Raw genomic sequence first — 18,661 nt, forward strand, 5'->3', positions numbered from 1 at the left:
TGCGTAATCGATCGCGCTTCAAAAAGTAAGGATCGGTAGAGAGTAGAAGGGACCAAAAGTCGGCGTCATAGAACATTCCCGCCATTACGTTGTAACGAGAGCGCCAGGTTTTCAGCGCGCTGATTCGGCTTCCGGTATTTTGAGCGAGGCGGAGGGTCGGCCGGGATTCGCAAAAAATCCGCCGTATCCCGCATCTCCCATCTCGACCTAAGCCACTGATTTGAATGCGAAATCGATCGTCGGATCGAGCGGAGGCACGGGTCGCCGGATATCGGGCAGATAGTCACCGAGCGCGTCGTCCAGGCTGAAGAAGCGCTGATTGCGTAGGCGGGCGATGCGGTGGGTTGGCCCGATGGCGGCGCGGTGGCGGTCGCGATCCGGCTTGCCGCGTTGATGCCGCATAGCGGCGGACGCTAGCACGCGCCTTTGGCGCATCAACGAAGCGGAGCCACGCCTTCCACGATGCCCGCCGGCATGCAGATGTGCTTGATCTCGGTGAAGTCGGCGAGCGCGTCGTAACCGTGCAGACGCCCGAGCCCGCTTTGCCGGTAGCCGCCCGTTTCCGTTTCCGCTTGCGCGAACAGCTAGTTGTGATCGTTGATCCACACTGTCCCGTTGCGCAGCGCCCGCGCGGTGCGCAACGCGTGCGCGCCTTCGTGCGTCCACACGCTGGCCGACAGGCCGAAGTCCGTATCGTTGGCCTTCTCAAGTGCTTCCTGCTCGCTTTCAAAAACTTCGAGCGTGACGAACAGCCCGAAAATCTCGTCCTGACAGAAGAACGCCTTCGGATCGCCATGCTCGACGAGCGTCGGCGACAGAAACGCATGGCCGGAGCCCGCGCCGAGCAGCACGTCCTGGCGCAGACGTGCATCCTGCGCCCACGTCGTGCGATCGAACCCATGGCGCGCGGCGGCGATGGCGGCATCGGCTTCATCCGCGCCGCCGTCGGCGAACTGGCCGATGGCCTCGCCCGTGGCGGGATCGATGCTGTCGAGCGTAGGCGTGCCGGTCCATTCGCCGGCAATCCGGCGTGATGCGTTCATGCGGAGCGTTCCTTCAAAGAAGGCGATGGTTCGTTACACGAAATATTCGAGGCTTGATGCAGCTCGTCGCCGATGATCGCGATCAGCGCTTCGGCCGCCGCGCTCAACGGCCTTCGCGGATGGCTCACGCAGACGACATGCCGCACTATGCGCGGCGCGAGAATCGGGCACGCGCGCAAGGTGCCATGCCGCGCCGCGCGCTCGACCACGATGCGCGGCAGGATCGTCGCAAAGCGCGTGTTTTCGACGAGCTTGAGGATGGTCGAGAGCACGTCGATTTCGAAGCGCGGCGCGAGCAGCACGTCTTCATGCTGCGCGGCGCTGTCGAGCACGCCGCGCAGGCCGTGGCGCTTGGTCGGCAGCACGAGTTCCAGTTCGGGCAGTTGCGCGAGTTCAATGGCGTGCGGCAGATCGGGGCCGTGCGCGGCGCTGGTTGCGAGCACCATCTCTTCGTCGAGCAGCGCGCGGGAGTCGAGCGACAGACGCGCGCGCGGCTTGTTGATGATCGCGGCATCCAGCTGACCGCCCGCCACCCAGTCGATGAAAGTCGCGCTGTAGCCGTCGGCGACCGTGACTTCGACATCCGGATATTGCGCATGAAAGCGCGAGAGCGAATCCGCGAGCACGCTCTCCGTGACGGACGCAATCAGCCCGATGCCGACGTGTCCCGTCACGACTTCATCGCGCTGAACGATCTGCTGCCGCGCGTGTGCGAGGTCGCGCATGATCGGCAGAAACAGGCGATACATCAGCCGCCCCGCCGCGGTCGGCGCCATGCCGTGCGCGCCGCGCTCGAAGAGTTGCTGATGCAGTTCGTCCTCGAGCTTCGCGATCTGCATGCTGAGCGCGGGCTGCACGATATTCAGGCGCTTGGCCGCCCGCGTAACCGAGCCGTCCTCGAACAGCGCGATGAAGTACTGAATTTGCTTGAGGTCCATCTCACCCCTCGTGCATCAGCGATGCTAATAGCCACCACCTGCATTATCACGTCAAACGGTGCGTGCCTGCCGCGCGCCGTTGCCGCCCGCGCCCGCCAGTACGGGTTGCGGGACGGATCTATTGATACGTAACCGTAAGAACGCTGTCATCGGGGCTAACACTGATATAAGAGTGAATGATCCAGCGCATCAGAAAACACTATTAGAAGTTATGGCGCGATATCGCTACGCTTGACCCCATCGCACGCTGCGGCATCACTTTGCCGCGCACAGCACAGATGGAGACGCTGATGAACATACGCGATGCCGCAAAGAACGGCATTTCCTCATTCTCGTGGGCCCCGGAAGGCTCGGAGGCGGGCTCGCTCTCGCTGCGCGACTGGCTCGCGCATCTCGCGAAGACGGGACGCCTCGCGACCATCGACAAGCCGGTTGCGCTCGAACACGAACTCGCCGCTATCGCCAAACGCCTCGACGGCACGCAAGCGGCGTTTTTCACGCGCCCCGGCGGCCATGCGGTTCCGGTCGTGAGCGGATTCATGTCGAAGCGGGCGTGGATTGCCGAAGCAATGGGCGTCGACGAAGCCGCTTTGCTCGCACGTTTTTCCGCCGCTGCCGCCGAGCCGCTCGTGTCGAAAGTCATTGCGCGTGAGGACGCGCCGTGCCAGCAAGTGGTGCATACGAGCGGAATCGATCTGCACGCGCTTCTGCCTATTCCCACGCATAGCGAGCATGACAACGGCCCGTACATCACCGCGGGTCTCGTGATTGCGCGCAATCCGCGCACCGGCGTGCAGAACGTGTCGATCAACCGCATTCAGGTGCATGGCCGCGATCGCATGGCGATTCTGCTGCTGCCGCGCCATCTCTACGCGTTCCAGCGCGCCGCCGAGGAAGCGGGCGATGCGCTCGACGTGGCCGTCGCCATTGGCGTCGATCCGCTGACGATGCTCGCTTCGCAAGCGATCACGCCCATCGATAACGACGAACTCGAAATCGCTGGCGCGCTCCACGGCGCGCCGCTGCCGGTCGCGCAATGCGTGACGAGCGGTGTGCATGTGCCCGCATTCGCGGAGATCGTCATAGAAGGACGCATTCTGCCGAACGTGCGCGAGCCGGAAGGCCCATTCGGCGAGTTCCCAAAGTACTACAGCGCGAAGGAAGCGCGCGAAGTCATTGAAGTGACGGCGGTGACGCATCGGCGCGACCCGATTTTTCATACGATCGTGCCGGCCGAAATGGAGCATCTGCTGCTCGGCGCGATTCCGCGCGAAGCGACGCTCCTCGCGCACCTTCAGCGCAGCCATCCGGCGGTGAAGGACGTGCATCTGTCGGTAGGCGGTGTGTGCCGCTATCACCTGTGGGTGCAGTTCGACAAGAAACGCGAAGGCGAAGCGAAGAACGTGATTCTCTGCGCGTTCGGCGCGCATTACGACATCAAGCTGGTCGTCGTCGTGGATACGGACGTGAACGTGCACGATCCCGCAGAAATCGAATGGGCGATTGCGACGCGCTTTCAGGCCGACCGCGATCTCGTCGTCATCGCGGGCGCGCAAGGCTCGCCGCTCGATCCCTCGACGACGGTCGGCCAGCCCGACGACGCCCCTGCGCATCTGCAAGGCATCAGCGCGAAGATGGGACTCGACGCGACGCGCCCGGTCGTCTATCCGGCGCATGTCTTCACACGCGTGCGCATCCCGGGTCAGGACACCGCGGATCTGACCGCGCTCGTCGCCGCCGACAACAGCGCGCTCGACGCCTACCTCGCGCGCGATCATGGCTGAGCGGAAAAAGCGCATCGTCGTGGGCATATCGGGCGCGAGCGGCGCGGTCATCGGCGTGCGGCTGCTCGCTGCGCTGCGGCGCCTCGGCACGCACGAGACGCATCTGATCGTGTCGGCGTCGGGTGCAGTGACGGCGGCGCAGGAGCTCGGCCTCACGCGCGGCGACGTCGACCAACTCGCGGACGTCGTGCATAACGTGCGCGATATCGGCGCGGCCGTGGCGAGCGGTTCGTTCCTCAGCGAAGGCATGGTGATTGCACCGTGTTCGATGAAAACGCTCGCGGGTGTCGCGAACGGCTTCGCGGACAATCTGCTGACCCGCGCCGCCGACGTGATGCTCAAGGAGCGCCGCCGCCTCGTGCTGGTCGCGCGCGAGACGCCGCTCAATCTCGCGCATCTGCGCAACATGACGCTCGCGACCGAAATGGGCGCCATCGTAATGCCGCCGGTGCCGGCGTTCTATGCGCATCCGAAGACCATCGACGATGTCGTCGATCACACGGTCGGGCGCATTCTGGATCTGCTCGGCATCGAGCACGGCGAGATTGCGCGCCGCTGGAGCGGTCTCGCCGATGAATTCGGCAGCCGCGGCGAAGATGACGGAGTGACACCATGAATCAGCGCGAAACCGGATTTGCCGATATCAACGCGCGCGTGGCCGACAGCGATGCCGCGAAGCCGCGGCGCCACGTCGGCCAGCCGATGCAGCGCTTCGAAGACCCCGCGATTCTCACGGGCCGCGGCCGCTACGGCGACGATATCGCCGTGAAGCCCGGCACGCTGCACGCAGCGATTCTGCGCTCGCCGCACGCGCATGCGGAACTCGTTTCCATCGATACCGAAGCCGCATCGAAGCTGCACGGCGTACACGCCGTGCTCACGCGCGACGATCTGCGTCCGTGGTCGCGACCCTTCGTCGTCGGCGTGAAGTCGCCGATGGAGCAGTGGGCGCTCGCGATGGACCGCGTGCGCTACGTCGGCGAGCCGGTGGCGGTGGTGATGGCGGAATCCCGCGCGCTAGCTGAAGACGCGCTCGACCTCATCAAGGTCGACTACGCGATGCTCGATCCGGTCACGTCGATCGAACAATCGGTGCGGGGCGATGCGCCGGTGCTGCACGAGCGCGTCGGCAGCAACGTGATCAGCGACCGGCGTTTCCGCTATGGCGAACCGGAAGCCGCGTTCGAAAACGCGCCGCATCGCGTGAAGCTCGTCGCGCACTATCCGCGCAACACGTGCGCGCCGATCGAATGCGGCGTGGTCATCGCCGAGTATCTGTCGGGCGGCGAAGGCTATGACGTCACATCCAATTTCATGGGACCGTTTTCGCTGCACGCCGTCATGGCGATGGCGCTCAACGTTCCCGCGAACCGTCTGCGTCACAAGGCCCCGCGCGATTCCGGCGGCAGCTTCGGCGTCAAGCAGGCGGTGTTTCCGTATGTCGTGCTGATGTGCCTCGCCTCGCGCAAGGCCGGCGCGCCGGTGAAATGGGTCGAGGACCGGCTCGAACACCTGAGCGCGGCGACTTCCGCGACCGCGCGTCTTTCGACCATCGAAGCGGCCGTTCAAAGCGATGGCCGCATCGTCGCGCTTTCCTACGATCAACTGGAAGATATCGGCGGCTACGTGCGCGCGCCCGAACCCGCGACCTTCTACCGGATGCACGGCTGCCTGACGGGCGCATATGCCATTCCGAATCTCGTCGTGCGCAACCGCGTCGTGCTCACGAACAAGACGCCGACCGGCCTCGTGCGCGGCTTCGGCGGACCGCAGGTCTACTTCGCGCTGGAGCGGCTCATTCAGCGTATCGCCGTCGAACTGAGGCTCGATGTGCTCGATGTGTACCGCCGCAACTTCGTTCCCGCCGATGCCTTTCCGTATCGCGCGACGGCGGGCGCGCTGCTCGACTCCGGCAACTATCAGGAAGCGCTGCGCCGCTCGATGACCGAAGGCGGCTACGACGAACTCGTCGCGCGACGCGACGCGGCGCGCAAAGTTGGGCGTCTTTATGGCATCGGCTTCGCGGCGATCGTGGAGCCGTCGGTATCGAACATGGGATACATCACGACTGTGATGCCGCCCGACGCCCGCAAGAAAGCCGGGCCGAAGAACGGCGCGATCGCCAGCGCGACGGTGAGCGTCGATCTGCTCGGCGGCGTGGTCGTCACCATCGCGTCGACGCCAGCGGGCCAGGGCCACATGACGGTGTGCGCGCAAGTCGTCGCGGATGTGCTCGGGCTCGACCCGAAGGACATCGTCGTGAACGTCGAATTCGATACGCACAAGGACGCGTGGTCCGTCGCGGCGGGCAATTATTCGAGCCGATTCGCGGGCGCGGTGGCCGGCACGGTGCATCTGGCCGCGACCCGCGTGCGCGAAAAGCTCGCGCGCATTCTCGCGAAGCAGTTCGGCTGCGCGCCCGGCGACGTGCGCTTCGAAGGCGCGCGCGTCTTTCCGAACGGTGCCGAAGAGCGCGCGTTGCCATTCGCGCGCGCCGCAAGCAATGCGCCGCACTGGGCGCCCGCGCTGTTACCGGAAGGCGAGGAGCCGGGTCTGCGCGAGAGCGTCTTCTGGTCGCCGCCGCACATGGACGCGCCCGACGAGCAGGATCGCATCAACACGTCGGCGGCGTATGGCTTCGCGTTCGACATGTGCGGCGTGGAAGTAGACCGCGTGACGGGGCGCGTGCGCATCGACCGTTATGTGACGACGCACGACGCCGGCACGCTACTCAATCCCGCACTCGCCGATGGCCAGATTCGCGGCGCGTTCGCGCAAGGCGTCGGCGCGGCGCTGATGGAAGAGTTCCGCTACGGCGCGGACGGCAGTTTCCAGTCCGGCACGCTCGCCGACTATCTGATGCCGACGACCTGCGAAGTGCCCGACCCGTTGATCGTACATCTGGAGACGCCGTCGCCCTTCACGCCGCTCGGCGCGAAGGGGCTCGGCGAAGGCAACAACATGAGCACGCCGCCGTGCATCGCGAATGCGGTGGCCGATGCCCTCGGCGTCGACGATATCCGCCTGCCGCTCACGCCGCCCAAAGTGATGGCGCTGATCGGCATCGACGATCCCGAACCGTCGCGGCCCGAACTGCGCGAAGCACCGGCTGCGAAGCCCGCGACGCCGGGCGGCAAGGCGTTGACGGCGCGCGGCACGGTCGATTTGCCCGCGACGCCCGAAGCCGTGTTCGGCGTGCTGCTCGACCCGAAGGCGCTCGCGAAGGTCATTCCCGGCTGCCATGCGCTCGACGAGACCGCGCCGAATCAGTATCGCGCGGACGTGACGGTGGGCGTCGGCATGATCAAGGCGCGCTTCGAGGCGCGCATCGGCTTGTCGGAGATCGACGCGCCGCACCGGCTGCGGCTCGCGGGCGCGGGCATCTCGCCGCTCGGCAGCGCGCGCGGCAACGGTCTCGTCGAGCTGACGCCGCAGGCAACCGGCACCCGCCTCACTTATGACTATGAAGCGCAGGTGTCGGGCAAGGTGGCGGCGGTCGGCGCACGCATGCTCGAAGGCGCGGCGAAGGTCGTGCTCAAGCAATTGTTCGAATCGCTCGGACGGCAGGCGGCGGGCCAGCCCGTCGAGCAGCGCAAGTCGTGGATTGCGCGGATTTTCGCCCGCTTCAGGAGGCACGTATGAAGCCCGCGCCGTTCGATTATCTGCGCGCCATGACGACGCAAGACGCGCTCGACGCCCTCGCGCAAACCGGCGACGACGCGCGCGTGCTGGCGGGCGGTCAATCGCTGATGGCCGTGCTCAACATGCGGCTCGCGCAGCCGCGCGTGCTGGTCGATATCTCGCGCACCGCCGAACTCGACGCCGTGCGCGTGGATGACAAAGCAGGCCATCTCGTCGTGAGCGCGGCGGCGACGCAAGGCAGCGTCGAATGGCGTCCCACGCTGCGCGACGAAGTGCCGATGCTCGCGATGGCGTTCCCGCATATCTCGCATTTTCAGATTCGCAATCGCGGGACGGTGTGCGGCTCCGTCGCGCATGCGGACCCGAGCGCAGAACTGCCGCTCGTGCTGGCCGCGCTCGGCGGCGACGTGATGCTGCGCTCGAAAAAGAAGCGCCGCACGCTCGCCGCGCAGGACTTTTTTCAGGGAATGCTGATGACCGCGCGCGAGCCAAACGAACTCGTGGAAGCCGTGCGCTTTCCGCTCAGGAAGCCCGGCGAACGCTATGCGTTCACCGAGTTCTCGGCGCGGCACGGCGATTTCGCGATCGTCGCGTGCGCGGCGGTGGTGACGGACGATTCGATCCGTATCGCGGTCGGCGGCGTCGCGGACCGGCCGGTGGCGGAAAGCTGGCCGCGTCTGACCGGCGACGACCTGCGCGGCGCATTGAACGACCTGAGCTGGAAACTGAACGCGCAGGACGACGCGCACATCAGCGCGAAATATCGACGCAATCTCGTCCGGCAACTGGGATGGCGCGTGATCGAGGAGGCTACGTGAGCAGCAACACATCAGACAACATCATGCGGCAAGGGGAGCAGCGGCGCATCACGCTGACGCTCAATGGCCGCGAACGCAGCGGCCATTGCGAGCCGCGCGAACTGCTGTCGGATTTCATCCGCCACGAACTGGGCGCGACCGGCACGCATGTCGGCTGCGAGCATGGCGTGTGCGGCGCATGCACGGTGCACGTGGATGGCGTCGCGGCGCGCTCGTGCCTGATGCTCGCGGTGCAGGCCGATGCGCGGCGCATCGACACAGTCGAAGGTCTTGCGCCCGACCAGACGCTCGGCGATTTGCAGCAGGCGTTCCAGCGCCATCACGCGCTGCAATGTGGCTTCTGCACGGCGGGCATTCTGATGTCATGTGCGGACTATCTGCAGCGGGTGCCGAATCCGACCGAGGATCAGGTGCGCGACATGCTCTCGGGCCATATCTGCCGCTGTACCGGCTATACGCCGATCGTCGCGGCCGTGCTCGATGTGGCAGCGCGTCGTCAGGTCGAGGCGCGCGGCGAGAAGGAGGCCGAACATGCTTGATCTCGGCCGCACGTTTCTGCAAAGCGTCGAGCGCAGCCCGAACGCGCTCGCGCTCGTCGATGGCGACATGCAACTGACCTATGCGCAGTGGCATCGCATAATTCTGAATGTCGCCGATGCCCTGCGCGAACTCGGGCTGCAACGCGGCGACCGGTTGCTCGTCGTGCTGCAAAACCGCTGGGAAATGGCGACGCTGCACTGGGCGGGGCAATTCTCGGGCATCGTGATCGTGCCGCTCAACTGGCGCGCGAAGCCGGAGGAAGTCGAGTACTGCGTGACGGATGCGGACGTGAAGGCGATCGTCTACGAACCCGTTTGCGCCGATGCCGTCGTGGAAAGCGCCGCCGCGCAGCACGTGCCGCGCATCGGTCTGGACGACGCCCCCGGCCGCACGATGGCCTTCGACGCGCTGCTCGCGGAACGCACGCGCACCGGCGAGACGACGCACGCCACCGCCGACGATATCTCGCTGATCCTCTACACGTCCGGCACGACCGGCAAGCCGAAGGGTGTCCCGCGCCGTCATCGGCATGAACGCGCGGGCGCGCTCGCGCACGTCGCGCAGAACCTGTACCGGCGCGGCGAACGCACGCTCGGCGTGATGCCGCTTTATCACACGATGGGCGTGCGCTCGCTGCTTTCGATGGCGCTCGTCGATGGCGTCTTCGTCTGCCTGCGTCGCTGGAACGCGAAGCTCGCGCTCGAATCCATCGCGAAGTACGCGCTCACGTGCCTCTATCTCGTGCCGACGCTTTATCACGATCTGCTCGCGGACAGCGCGTTCGCCAGCACCGATACGTCGTCGGTCAGAAAGCTAGGCTTCGCGGGTGCGCCGATGAACGATGGTTTGCTCAAGCGCCTGTCGGCTGCGTTCGAGCCGGAGATCTTCGTCAATCACTACGGTTCGTCCGAGGTCTACACGGTCAGCATCGATCAGGACGCGACGCGCAAGCCGGGCAGCGCCGGGCGCGCGGGCGTGAACACGCGGCTGCGCGTCGTGAAGCTCGACGCCGTGTCGCCCGATGAGATCGCACAGGCCGGCGAGGAAGGCCAGATCATCGCGGACCTGCTCGGCGACGAAGCATTCGAAGGCTACTGGAACCGCCCGGACGCGAACGCGAAGTCGCTGCGCGAGGGCTGGTATTTCACCGGCGACACCGGCTATTTCGACCGCGACGGCGATTTGTACGTGACCGGCCGCGTCGACGACATGATCATCAGCGGCGGCGAAAACATCTCGCCGGTGGATATCGAATCGGTGCTCTCGCTGCATCCGGCCGTCGATGAAGTCGCGGTCGCGGGCGTCAAGGACGAGCGCTGGGGCCAGCGCGTGGTCGCGTTCATCAAGCGCCGCGAACACGTCGATGCCGAGGCGCTCGACGCCTGGTGTCGCCAGTCCGACCTCGTCAACTTCAAGCGCCCGCGCGACTACGTGTTCGTCGACGATATTCCGAAGTCGCCGGTCGGCAAGATTCTGCGCCGCAAGCTCTCGGCGGGCGAATACGCATCCGACGGCAACGTTCAACCTACACAGACCACAAAGGAGTAATCCGATATGAGCGATTTGAACCATCGCGGCCAGACGCTGCTGCAAGACCTCGACGGCTTCTCGGTCGAGATCGACGCCGAACGCGAGCGCGCCGACATCATCCTGCATCGGCCGCCGTTGAATGTCATTTCGATGCGCGCGCGCGACCAGTTGCGCCTCGTCTTCGAGGCGCTGGACGACGACGAGCGCGTGCGCGTGATCGTGGTGCGCGCGACGGGCGAGCACTTTTCGAGCGGCGGTGACATCAAGGGCTTTCTGGAAGCGTCGCCGGAGCACGTGTCGAAGCTCGCGTGGAATATCGCGGCGCCCGCCCGTTGCTCGAAGCCGGTGATCGCGGCCAATCGCGGCTTCTGCTTCGGCGTGGGGTTCGAGCTGTCGCTGGCTTGCGATTTCCGCATCGTCACCGAAACGACCTTCTATGCGCTGCCGGAGCAAAAGCTCGGGCAGATTCCCGGCTCGGGCGGCTCGGCTCGTCTTCAGGCGATGGTCGGCATCGGCCGGACGAAGGACATCGTGATGCGCTCGCGCCGCATTCCGGGGAAGCAGGCTTACGAGTGGGGCATTGCGGTGGACTGCGTGGCCGACACGGAACTGGAAACCGCCACCGATGCGCTCGTCGACGAACTGCGCGCGTTCTCACCGCTCGCTCAGCGCACCGCGAAGAAGCTGCTGAACGATTCGGAAGATGCGCCGCTTTCCATTGCTATTGAACTTGAAGGGCATTGCTATAGCCGGCTGCGCACATCGGACGATTTCCGCGAGGGCGTCGAGGCGTTCCATGGCAAGCGCAAGCCGGTGTTTCGCGGAAGTTGATAAGCAGCGTCACAGAAGAACAGGAGACAGAGGATGGAACGCTTCGATTACGTCATCGTGGGCGGCGGCTCTGCGGGATGCGTGTTGGCGCATCGGCTGTCGGCCGTGCCGTCGCTGCGCGTCGCGCTGATCGAAGCAGGCGCCGATACGCCGCCGGGCGCGGTGCCCGCCGCCATCCTCGACAGCTATCCGATGCCCGTCTTCTGTGGTGAGACCTACATCTGGCCGGACCTGAAGGCGAAAGCCACCAGGGACGCCGCGCCGCGCGTCTACGAGCAGGGCCGCGTGATGGGCGGCGGGTCGAGCATCAACGTGCAATCGGCCAATCGCGGCCTGCCGCGCGACTACGACGAGTGGGCTGCGAACGGCGCCGATGGCTGGGCGTGGCGTGACGTGCTGCCGTACTTTCGCAAGCTGGAACGCGACGTCAACTTTCCGGGCGGCGAACTGCACGGCAGCGACGGCCCCGTGCCGATTCGCCGCATCATGCCGAAAGACTGGCCGCCCTTCTGCGATGCGTTCGCCAAGGGCTTGCGCGCGAATGGCGTCGCGCAATTGCAGGATCAGAACGGCGAATTTGGCGACGGCTTTTTCCCCGGCGCGTTCTCGAACATCGACGACAAGCGCGTGTCCACGGCCATCGCCTATCTCGACGAAGCCACGCGCAAGCGCCCGAATCTCACGGTGTATTCGAACCTTCGCGTCGAGCACATCGTGATGGAAGGCGCGGCGGCGCGCGGCGTGATCGCGCTGGCGCAAAGCGGCGAGCGCGTGCGTTTCGAGGCGGGCGAAGTCGTGCTGAGCGCGGGCGCGCTTCAGTCGCCTGCGCTGCTGATGCGCGCGGGTATCGGCGATGCCCGCGAACTCGCGGCGCTCGGCATCGCGTGTGCGGTGGATCGGCCGGGCGTCGGGCGCAATCTGCAGGATCATCCGTCGCTCACGTTCTGTCATTTTCTCGAACCGCGCTTTCGCATGCCGCTCGCGCGACGCCGCGCCAGCATGATGGCCGCGCGCATGAGCTCCGGCGTCGCGGGCTGCGACGAGTCGGACCTGTATCTGTCGAGCGCGACCCGCGCGGCATGGCACGAGCTGGGCAACCGGCTGGGCCTTTTCTTCCTGTGGTGCAACCGGCCGTACTCGCGCGGCCGCGTGCAGCTCGTATCCGCCGATACCGCCGCCGCTGCGCGTGTCGACCTGAATCTGCTCGACGACGAACGCGATCTGCAACGGCTCGCTACCGGCGTGCGGATGCTCGCGAGCGTGGTCGAGGCGTCGGGGCTCGGACGCGATCCGCGCGACTTCTTTCCAGCGGCGTTTTCTCCGCGCGTCAAAGCGTTGAGCCAGGTCGGCGAGCGCAACGCGCTTTTGACTTCGATGCTCGGCACGCTGCTCGATACGCCCGCGCCGCTGCGTCGTTTTCTGATCGAACGCTTCTTCACGCGCGGGCTGGACATGGCCGCGCTTTTGGCCGACGACCGCGCGCTTGCCGACTTCATCCGCGCGAACGTGTTCGGCGTGTGGCATGCGAGCGGCACATGCCGCATGGGCGGCGCGCAGGATCGCGACGCCGTCACGGATACCGAAGGGCGCGTGCACGGCGCGCAGGGACTGCGCGTGGTCGATGCATCGCTGATGCCGAGACTGCCTTCGGCCAACACCAACATACCGACCATCATGATCGCCGAGAAGATCGCCCACGCGATGGTCGCGCAGCGACGCGCGAGCTTGGCATCGGGCGCATCCAGCGACTCCGCTGCGCCGCCGCTCGCCGCCGCGCACTGACGATTTTTTAACCTCAACAAGAGCACGCCAAAAGACAAACGTGCCTGCGACACGGGGGCGATCGAAAGACGGCCCAGTGACATACAAGGAGATGCAAATGTCCGTAGCAGCGCAAGAAGGTGCCGCCGCGCTTCACGTCAATCAGCGCCAGGTCATGGGCGCAGTCGTGGCCTCGTGCATGGGTTGGGCGCTCGATCTGTTCGACCTGTTCGTGTTGTTGTACGTCGCGCCGGTGGTCGGGCGTCTGTTCTTCCCATCCGAGCACGCGATGCTCTCGCTCGCGGCGGTCTATGCGTCGTTCGCGGTGACGCTGCTGATGCGCCCGCTCGGTTCCGCGCTTTTCGGCTCCTACGCGGACCGTCATGGCCGCAAGGGGGCGATGATCGTCGCGGTCGTTGGCGTTGGCCTCTCGACGGCGGCCTTCGGCATGCTGCCGACGGTCGCGCAGGTGGGCCTCGTCGCGCCGGTCCTGTTTACGCTGCTGCGCCTCGTGCAGGGCGTGTTTGTCGGCGGCGTGGTGGCTTCGACGCATACCATCGGCACGGAATCCGTCGCGCCGAAGTATCGCGGCGCGGTTTCGGGGCTGATCGGCGGCGGTGGCGCGGGCCTTGGCGCACTGCTCGCGTCGCTCACGTATCTCGCGATGTCGTCGCTTTTTCCCGGCGATCTCTTCGACGTCTGGGGCTGGCGCTGCATGTTCTTTACCGGCATCCTGAGTTCGCTGCTCGGCCTCTTCGTATTCAATAGCCTGGAAGAATCGCCGCTCTGGAAGAAGCTCGCCGCCGAGAAGGCCGCCAAGGCCGCCGCGCAGGTCAAGAGCGGGCAGGTGGAAGTGGTGCGCTCGCCGGTTCGCACGCTGTTCTCGCGGGACTATCGCAAGGTGCTGTTCGTGAACCTGCTGCTGACCATCGGTGGCGGCAGCGGCTATTACCTCACGTCGGGCTATCTGCCGACCTTCCTCAAGGTCGTGAGCCACGTGCCGAACGGCGCGGCCGCCGCGATCCTGATGATCTGCAGCGTGGCGGTGGTCGTCGCCTCCGTTGCGGCGGGGCATCTGAGCACGTTCATCGGGCGCAAGAGCGCGTTCGTGTGGCTCGGCCTCATCCGGCTGGTCGCGCTGCCTGCGCTCTTCGTGCTGCTGCCGACCGCGCAGAACATCACGATGATCGGCGTGTACGCGGTGCTGCTCTCCGCGCTCGGCAGCGCGGGCTATGCGCCGATCCTGATCTTCCTGAACGAGCGCTTTCCGACTGCGATCCGCGCGACCGGGACGGGTCTTTCATGGAACATCGGCTTCGCGATCGGCGGGATGATGCCAACCTTCGTCTCGCTCGTCGCGAAGGATGCGAGCCAGTTGCCGTCGACGCTCGCGATCTTCGTCGGCGCGATCAGCGTGATCTTCCTGATCGGCGCGTTCGTCGTGCCCGAGACGCTCGGCAAGCTCGAAAACGGGGCGGCGCGCAATCCGTCCTGAAGCATGCAAGCATCGGCGGGCGCGCCGAAGAGCGCGCCCGCGCATCGTCCGATAGAAAAAGGAGACGCTCATCATGAAGTATGACGACGACATTCGCGCGCGATCCTACAAGTTTCGCGACGAATATGTGCAGGCGACGCCGTGGTGGTATCGCGGAGAGATGCATCTCGGTTTCACGCTCATTTTCACGACGGCGGTGATCGTCTATTGCGCCGCGCAGCTTCATGCGCCGACGTTTGCGGAATGGCTCGCGGTCGTGCCGCTCTTTCTGTTCGGCAACTGGGCGGAATGGGCCGCGCACCGCTATGTGCTGCATCGGCCGACCAAATATTTCAGCATGGTCTACAAGCGCCATTGCGCGGTTCATCATCGCTTTTTCACGCATGTGACGCTGGAGTACAAGGGCCACAGGCATTGGCGCGCGCTGCTGTTTCCGCCGTTTGCGCCGGTCGCGTTCGTGCTCGCGGCCACGCCGCTCGCGCTGGTGATCGGCTTCGCGTTCTCGCGTAACGCGGGCTATATCGCGCTCCTGACGATGGCCGCGTACTATCTGATGTACGAAGGGCTGCACACGCTTTCGCATGTGACGGACAGCCCGTTTCTCGACCGCGTGCCGCTCATCAACACAGTCCGGCGCCTGCACGTCACGCATCACGATCCCGAACTTATGGCGACGCAGAACTTCAACCTCACGTTCCCGATCTGCGACACGCTGTTCGGCACGCGCAGCGATGCGTCGCGCAGCGCGCGTGAGCCGATGAGCCCGAGCGGCGGTTGAGTTTTCACTAAGCCCGCGCGCCAGTGGTCACGCGCCGGATCTCCTCGGTGATGATCGCAATGAGCGCCTGCGCGGCCGGCCCGATCGGCCGCTTCGGGTGCGTGACCTGAATGATGTGACGCACGATCGGCGGCGAGTCGATCGTGCGCGCCCGCAGCAGGCCTTCGTCCACCTTCGCCTGCACCACGACGCGCGGCAGGATCGTCGCGATGCTGCTCTGCTCGACGAACTGCACGATGGTGCTGAGCAGATCGATCTCGAACTTCGGCTGAATGACGACGTCGGCCGCCATCAAGGCGGCGTCGAGCGCGCCGCGCAGTCCGTTGCGGCGCGTGGGGAGCACAAATTCGATACCGGACTGCGTGACCAGATGCATCGTCTCCGGCAGATCCGGCCCGTGCGCCGCGCTCGTCACCAGCACCATTTCTTCCACCAGCAGCGGCTCCACGTCGAGCGTGAGCCGCCCGCGCGGCTTGTTGATGATCGCGGCATCGAGTCGGCCCGCTTCGACGGCGTCGATGAGTTGCGCGCTGAAGCCGTCCGCGACGGACACTTCGACTTGCGGAAAAAGGGCGTCGAACCGTGCGAGCGATTCGGGCAGCACGCTTTGCGCCTCCGACGACACCATCCCGAGCGACACGCGTCCCGTCACGATGACATCGCGCCGGCTCAGATGCTCGCGGGCATGTTTGATGTCGCGCATGATCGGCGTGTAGAGGCGGTACATGAGCCGCGCCGCTTCGGTCGGAGCCATGCCATGCGGGCCGCGCGCGAAAAGTGTCTGCCGCACTTCGGCTTCGAGCTTCGAAATCTGCATGCTGAGCGCGGGCTGCGCGATGTTCAGCCGCTTGGCCGCGCGGGTCACGGTGCCCTCCTCGAAGAGAGCGATGAAATACTGGATCTGCTTCAGTTCCATGGGGCGGTGGTCGGGCGGAAGGCATCGGCTGTCGGTTGAACGCAGATATCGTAACGCCGCGCGGGATTTGCGTCGCCCTTAAGACATCGGGCCGCTCGCCGTTAGCCCGTCGTTTTTCTGCTGCGGATAACCCGGGGATCATGCGGGCGACGGCGACTGCGGCGACGCATAGCTGCCACCAAAGCGGTAGTCGCCAGATAACGCACCCGAGTTCGCAGCCGCCGACGGGGATGTTTGCGTCGCAACCTTGCATTGCAGCGGTGCGTAAGCCAACAGCCTCGGCGTATCGAGCTTGGCGTAGTCTTGATAGCCTCGGATAGGGACGGACGCCGTGAGTATTCTTTGTCGAATCAAGATTGCCGTGACGGCCTGCTCGGTTGCCGCCGGATGCGTGTCGCAGCCCGTAGGGCCGGCGGTAGCCGTGAAGCCGGGGCGCGACAAGCCATTCACCGTTTTTCTGCGGGACGATGCGCAGTGCAAACAGTATGCGAGGGAGCAGCTGGCGAGCGGTGTCGACACGCGCGCTGCGAGCGACGCCCACGTGCCGCGGGCACAACTGAACGTGCAGCAAAGATACGATCTCGCGTACCTGGAGTGCATGCACGCGAAGGGGAATGATGTGTCGGAGCGTGCGGAGCCAACGACGGAGCCTGAACCGGACATTCGCACCTCGGCAGCCGCGAATTTCCCCTGCTTCCGAGTCACCCGTCTGACGGCGAGTGCCTTGCCTCAGACCAACCACCGCTTGATCGCCTCAACCATCGTCGACGTGGAAATTCCGTAGCGGTCATGGAGCGTAGGTAACGCACCGGCAGCAAGGAACGCATCCGGCAGTCCCACCTGCCGGAACGGACAGGACACGCCCGCGCGCATCAGTTCCGCCGCCACCGCTTCGCCGAGACCGCCAATTACCGTGTGATTCTCCGCTACCACCACGAGCCGACCCGAGCGCTTCGCTTCGCGGAGAATCGTCTCGGTGTCGAGCGGCTTGACGGTCGGTACGTGCAGCACGCCCACGTCGATCCGATCTTTTTCAAACGCCTTCGCCGCTTCAAGTGCACGCATCGTCATGATGCCGGAGGAGATGATCAGCACGTCGGCGCCGTCGCGCAGCATCTTCGCTTTGCCCAGTTCGAAGGTGTAGTCGTATTCGTCGAGCACAGCAGGTACGTTGCCGCGTAGCAGGCGCGCGTACACCGGTCCTTTATGTGCGGAAATCGCCGGCACCATCTGCTCGATATCGAGCGCATCGCACGGGTCGATCACCGTCATGTTCGGCATCGCGCGCATCAACGCGATATCTTCAGCCGCCTGGTGGCTCGGACCATAGCCAGTAGTCAGACCCGGCAATGCGCAGACGATCTTGACGTCGAGGTTGTCCTCGGCGATGGCCTGATGCATGAAGTCATAGGCGCGGCGCGTAGCGAATACCGCATAGGTCGTGACAAACGGTTGCGCGCCCTCGTGCGCAAGGCCGGCCGCGGCGCCCATCAGCAATTGCTCCGCCATGCCCATCTGGTAGTAGCGCTCGGGAAACTCCCTGGCGAAAATGTGCAGGTCGGTGTACTTGCCGAGGTCGGCCGTCATGCCGACGACGTTCGTGTTCTGCCGTGCCAATTCCACCAGTGCGTGGCCGAAAGGCGCCGAACGCGTGATCTGTCCTTCGCCGGCGATCGAGGCGATCATGGCCGAGGTCTTCAGGCGCGGCTTGCTTGTCGTTGCGTTGCTCATGCTTGTCTCCCTGCTTCGAGTGCCTGCAGCGCCAATTGCCATTCGTGGGCATCGACGCGGATAAAGTGGTTCTTCTCGCGTTCTTCGAGAAACGGCACGCCGCAACCCATGCGTGTATCAGCGATGATCATGCGCGGTTGCGCAATGGGATGCGCGCGGGCCGCGTCGAACGCAGCGGCCACGGCGGCAATATCGTTGCCGTCGACGCGTTGCGTGAACCAGCCGAACGCCTCCAGTTTTTCGACGAGCGGCTCGAACGCCATGATCTGCGTGGACGGGCCGTCGGCCTGCTGGTTGTTCACGTCGACCACCGCGATCAGGTTGTCGAGCTTCCAGTGGCTTGCCGACATGATGCCTTCCCAGATCGCGCCTTCATCCAGTTCGCCGTCAGAGAACAGCGTGTACACGAACGAAGCAGAATGCTTGCGCTTGAGTCCGAGGCACCGTCCGACCGCGATGGTCAGGCCGTGGCCGAGCGAACCACCGGACATCTCCATGCCAGGCGTATAGCTGGCCATGCCGGACATTGGCAAGCGGCTATCGTCGCTGCCGTAGGTTTCTAGCTCTTCGGCCGGCAGAATGCCTGCTTCGAGCAGCGCCGCATACAGCGCGATTGCGTAATGTCCGTTGGACAACAGGAAGCGGTCGCGCTCTTCCCACTCAGGGTCTTCGGGGCGATAGCGCATCGCGCCAAAGTAAGCAACGGCCAGCACATCGGCGATGTCGAGCGCCTGCCCGATGTAGCCTTGTCCCTGGACTTCGCCCATCAACAGGGCGTTTCTGCGGATACGGTAAGCGTGCTCGGCAAGCGATGCCGTCGAGGCATTGGATGGACTGTTCATGTCGTCTCCTGT

At 65.2% G+C, this 18,661-nt stretch carries 17 protein-coding genes; 11 read left to right on the top strand and 6 right to left on the bottom strand.

Features of this window, described 5'->3' with window-relative positions:
* Positions 1-207 precede the first annotated feature (207 nt).
* The 3 genes from OKW38_RS29125 to OKW38_RS29135 all read right to left on the bottom strand — a co-directional run bounded on the left by OKW38_RS29125 (position 208) and on the right by OKW38_RS29135 (position 1,981).
* Positions 208-402 (bottom strand): hypothetical protein, encoded by a 195-nt coding sequence (locus OKW38_RS29125; protein WP_429365589.1) that lies wholly within the window; start codon positions 400-402, stop codon positions 208-210.
* Positions 403-584: 182 nt separating this feature from the next.
* Positions 585-1,043 (bottom strand): aldehyde dehydrogenase family protein, encoded by a 459-nt coding sequence (locus tag OKW38_RS29130; protein WP_429364360.1) that lies wholly within the window; start codon positions 1,041-1,043, stop codon positions 585-587.
* Entirely contained in the window at positions 1,040-1,981 is a 942-nt protein-coding gene (locus tag OKW38_RS29135; protein WP_187613161.1) for a LysR family transcriptional regulator, read from the bottom strand. Before OKW38_RS29135 ends, OKW38_RS29130 begins: the two co-directional genes overlap by 4 nt.
* 290 nt (positions 1,982-2,271) lie before the next feature.
* Between OKW38_RS29135 and OKW38_RS29140 the strand changes: the two genes are divergently transcribed.
* The 10 genes from OKW38_RS29140 to OKW38_RS29185 all read left to right on the top strand — a co-directional run bounded on the left by OKW38_RS29140 (position 2,272) and on the right by OKW38_RS29185 (position 15,160).
* A complete protein-coding gene (locus OKW38_RS29140; RefSeq protein ID WP_429364362.1) occupies positions 2,272-3,765 on the top strand; it encodes a UbiD family decarboxylase in 1,494 nt (497 codons plus the stop codon).
* Entirely contained in the window at positions 3,758-4,381 is a 624-nt protein-coding gene (locus OKW38_RS29145) for a UbiX family flavin prenyltransferase (RefSeq protein WP_090807398.1), read from the top strand. Before OKW38_RS29140 ends, OKW38_RS29145 begins: the two co-directional genes overlap by 8 nt.
* A complete protein-coding gene (locus OKW38_RS29150) occupies positions 4,378-7,407 on the top strand; it encodes a xanthine dehydrogenase family protein molybdopterin-binding subunit (RefSeq protein WP_429364364.1) in 3,030 nt (1,009 codons plus the stop codon). The genes OKW38_RS29145 and OKW38_RS29150 overlap by 4 nt, the downstream gene beginning before the upstream one ends.
* Positions 7,404-8,225 (top strand): FAD binding domain-containing protein, encoded by an 822-nt coding sequence (locus OKW38_RS29155; protein ID WP_090807402.1) that lies wholly within the window; start codon positions 7,404-7,406, stop codon positions 8,223-8,225. Before OKW38_RS29150 ends, OKW38_RS29155 begins: the two co-directional genes overlap by 4 nt.
* Positions 8,198-8,764, top strand: coding sequence for a (2Fe-2S)-binding protein (locus tag OKW38_RS29160; protein WP_090807404.1), 567 nt, complete (start codon positions 8,198-8,200; stop codon positions 8,762-8,764). The genes OKW38_RS29155 and OKW38_RS29160 overlap by 28 nt, the downstream gene beginning before the upstream one ends.
* Positions 8,757-10,313, top strand: coding sequence for an AMP-binding protein (locus tag OKW38_RS29165; RefSeq protein ID WP_090807406.1), 1,557 nt, complete (start codon positions 8,757-8,759; stop codon positions 10,311-10,313). The genes OKW38_RS29160 and OKW38_RS29165 overlap by 8 nt, the downstream gene beginning before the upstream one ends.
* A gap of 6 nt (positions 10,314-10,319) precedes the next feature.
* A complete protein-coding gene (locus OKW38_RS29170; protein WP_090807408.1) occupies positions 10,320-11,126 on the top strand; it encodes an enoyl-CoA hydratase/isomerase family protein in 807 nt (268 codons plus the stop codon).
* 33 nt (positions 11,127-11,159) lie between these two features.
* Positions 11,160-12,908 (top strand): GMC family oxidoreductase, encoded by a 1,749-nt coding sequence (locus tag OKW38_RS29175; RefSeq protein ID WP_429364365.1) that lies wholly within the window; start codon positions 11,160-11,162, stop codon positions 12,906-12,908.
* A 97-nt stretch (positions 12,909-13,005) separates the two neighbouring features.
* Positions 13,006-14,382 (top strand): MFS transporter, encoded by a 1,377-nt coding sequence (locus OKW38_RS29180; RefSeq protein ID WP_429364367.1) that lies wholly within the window; start codon positions 13,006-13,008, stop codon positions 14,380-14,382.
* Positions 14,383-14,455: 73 nt separating this feature from the next.
* On the top strand, positions 14,456-15,160 hold the full coding sequence (locus tag OKW38_RS29185) for a sterol desaturase family protein (protein WP_429364369.1): 705 nt from the start codon (positions 14,456-14,458) through the stop codon (positions 15,158-15,160).
* A gap of 7 nt (positions 15,161-15,167) precedes the next feature.
* Here the strand turns inward: OKW38_RS29185 and OKW38_RS29190 are convergent, their stop codons facing one another.
* Entirely contained in the window at positions 15,168-16,076 is a 909-nt protein-coding gene (locus OKW38_RS29190) for a LysR family transcriptional regulator (protein WP_090807413.1), read from the bottom strand.
* A gap of 331 nt (positions 16,077-16,407) precedes the next feature.
* Between OKW38_RS29190 and OKW38_RS29195 the strand changes: the two genes are divergently transcribed.
* Positions 16,408-16,860, top strand: a complete 453-nt coding sequence (locus OKW38_RS29195) for a hypothetical protein (protein ID WP_429364371.1) — start codon at positions 16,408-16,410, stop codon at positions 16,858-16,860.
* Here the strand turns inward: OKW38_RS29195 and OKW38_RS29200 are convergent.
* Both OKW38_RS29200 and OKW38_RS29205 read right to left on the bottom strand, forming a co-directional pair.
* Positions 16,806-17,807, bottom strand: a complete 1,002-nt coding sequence (locus OKW38_RS29200) for a transketolase family protein (protein WP_090807419.1) — start codon at positions 17,805-17,807, stop codon at positions 16,806-16,808. The genes OKW38_RS29195 and OKW38_RS29200 overlap by 55 nt on opposite strands.
* Complete coding sequence (locus tag OKW38_RS29205) at positions 17,804-18,649, bottom strand: transketolase (protein WP_184063147.1); 846 nt, start codon at positions 18,647-18,649, stop codon at positions 17,804-17,806. Before OKW38_RS29205 ends, OKW38_RS29200 begins: the two co-directional genes overlap by 4 nt.
* Between the last annotated feature and the right edge of the window lie 12 nt (positions 18,650-18,661).

Source organism: Paraburkholderia sp. MM5496-R1, assembly GCF_050436205.1.
In the GTDB taxonomy this organism is placed as follows: Bacteria; Pseudomonadota; Gammaproteobacteria; order Burkholderiales; family Burkholderiaceae; genus Paraburkholderia; species Paraburkholderia tuberum.

What these genes read in the sequence shown, in the direction of transcription:
- OKW38_RS29125 (WP_429365589.1), bottom strand. Translation starts at nt 402, where the DNA reads ATGCGGCATCAACGCGGCAAGCCGGATCGCGACCGCCACCGCGCCGCC.
- OKW38_RS29130 (WP_429364360.1), bottom strand. Translation starts at nt 1,043, where the DNA reads ATGAACGCATCACGCCGGATTGCCGGCGAATGGACCGGCACGCCTACG.
- OKW38_RS29135 (WP_187613161.1), bottom strand. Translation starts at nt 1,981, where the DNA reads ATGGACCTCAAGCAAATTCAGTACTTCATCGCGCTGTTCGAGGACGGC.
- OKW38_RS29140 (WP_429364362.1), top strand. Translation starts at nt 2,272, where the DNA reads ATGAACATACGCGATGCCGCAAAGAACGGCATTTCCTCATTCTCGTGG.
- OKW38_RS29145 (WP_090807398.1), top strand. Translation starts at nt 3,758, where the DNA reads ATGGCTGAGCGGAAAAAGCGCATCGTCGTGGGCATATCGGGCGCGAGC.
- OKW38_RS29150 (WP_429364364.1), top strand. Translation starts at nt 4,378, where the DNA reads ATGAATCAGCGCGAAACCGGATTTGCCGATATCAACGCGCGCGTGGCC.
- OKW38_RS29155 (WP_090807402.1), top strand. Translation starts at nt 7,404, where the DNA reads ATGAAGCCCGCGCCGTTCGATTATCTGCGCGCCATGACGACGCAAGAC.
- OKW38_RS29160 (WP_090807404.1), top strand. Translation starts at nt 8,198, where the DNA reads ATGGCGCGTGATCGAGGAGGCTACGTGAGCAGCAACACATCAGACAAC.
- OKW38_RS29165 (WP_090807406.1), top strand. Translation starts at nt 8,757, where the DNA reads ATGCTTGATCTCGGCCGCACGTTTCTGCAAAGCGTCGAGCGCAGCCCG.
- OKW38_RS29170 (WP_090807408.1), top strand. Translation starts at nt 10,320, where the DNA reads ATGAGCGATTTGAACCATCGCGGCCAGACGCTGCTGCAAGACCTCGAC.
- OKW38_RS29175 (WP_429364365.1), top strand. Translation starts at nt 11,160, where the DNA reads ATGGAACGCTTCGATTACGTCATCGTGGGCGGCGGCTCTGCGGGATGC.
- OKW38_RS29180 (WP_429364367.1), top strand. Translation starts at nt 13,006, where the DNA reads ATGTCCGTAGCAGCGCAAGAAGGTGCCGCCGCGCTTCACGTCAATCAG.
- OKW38_RS29185 (WP_429364369.1), top strand. Translation starts at nt 14,456, where the DNA reads ATGAAGTATGACGACGACATTCGCGCGCGATCCTACAAGTTTCGCGAC.
- OKW38_RS29190 (WP_090807413.1), bottom strand. Translation starts at nt 16,076, where the DNA reads ATGGAACTGAAGCAGATCCAGTATTTCATCGCTCTCTTCGAGGAGGGC.
- OKW38_RS29200 (WP_090807419.1), bottom strand. Translation starts at nt 17,807, where the DNA reads ATGAGCAACGCAACGACAAGCAAGCCGCGCCTGAAGACCTCGGCCATG.
- OKW38_RS29205 (WP_184063147.1), bottom strand. Translation starts at nt 18,649, where the DNA reads ATGAACAGTCCATCCAATGCCTCGACGGCATCGCTTGCCGAGCACGCT.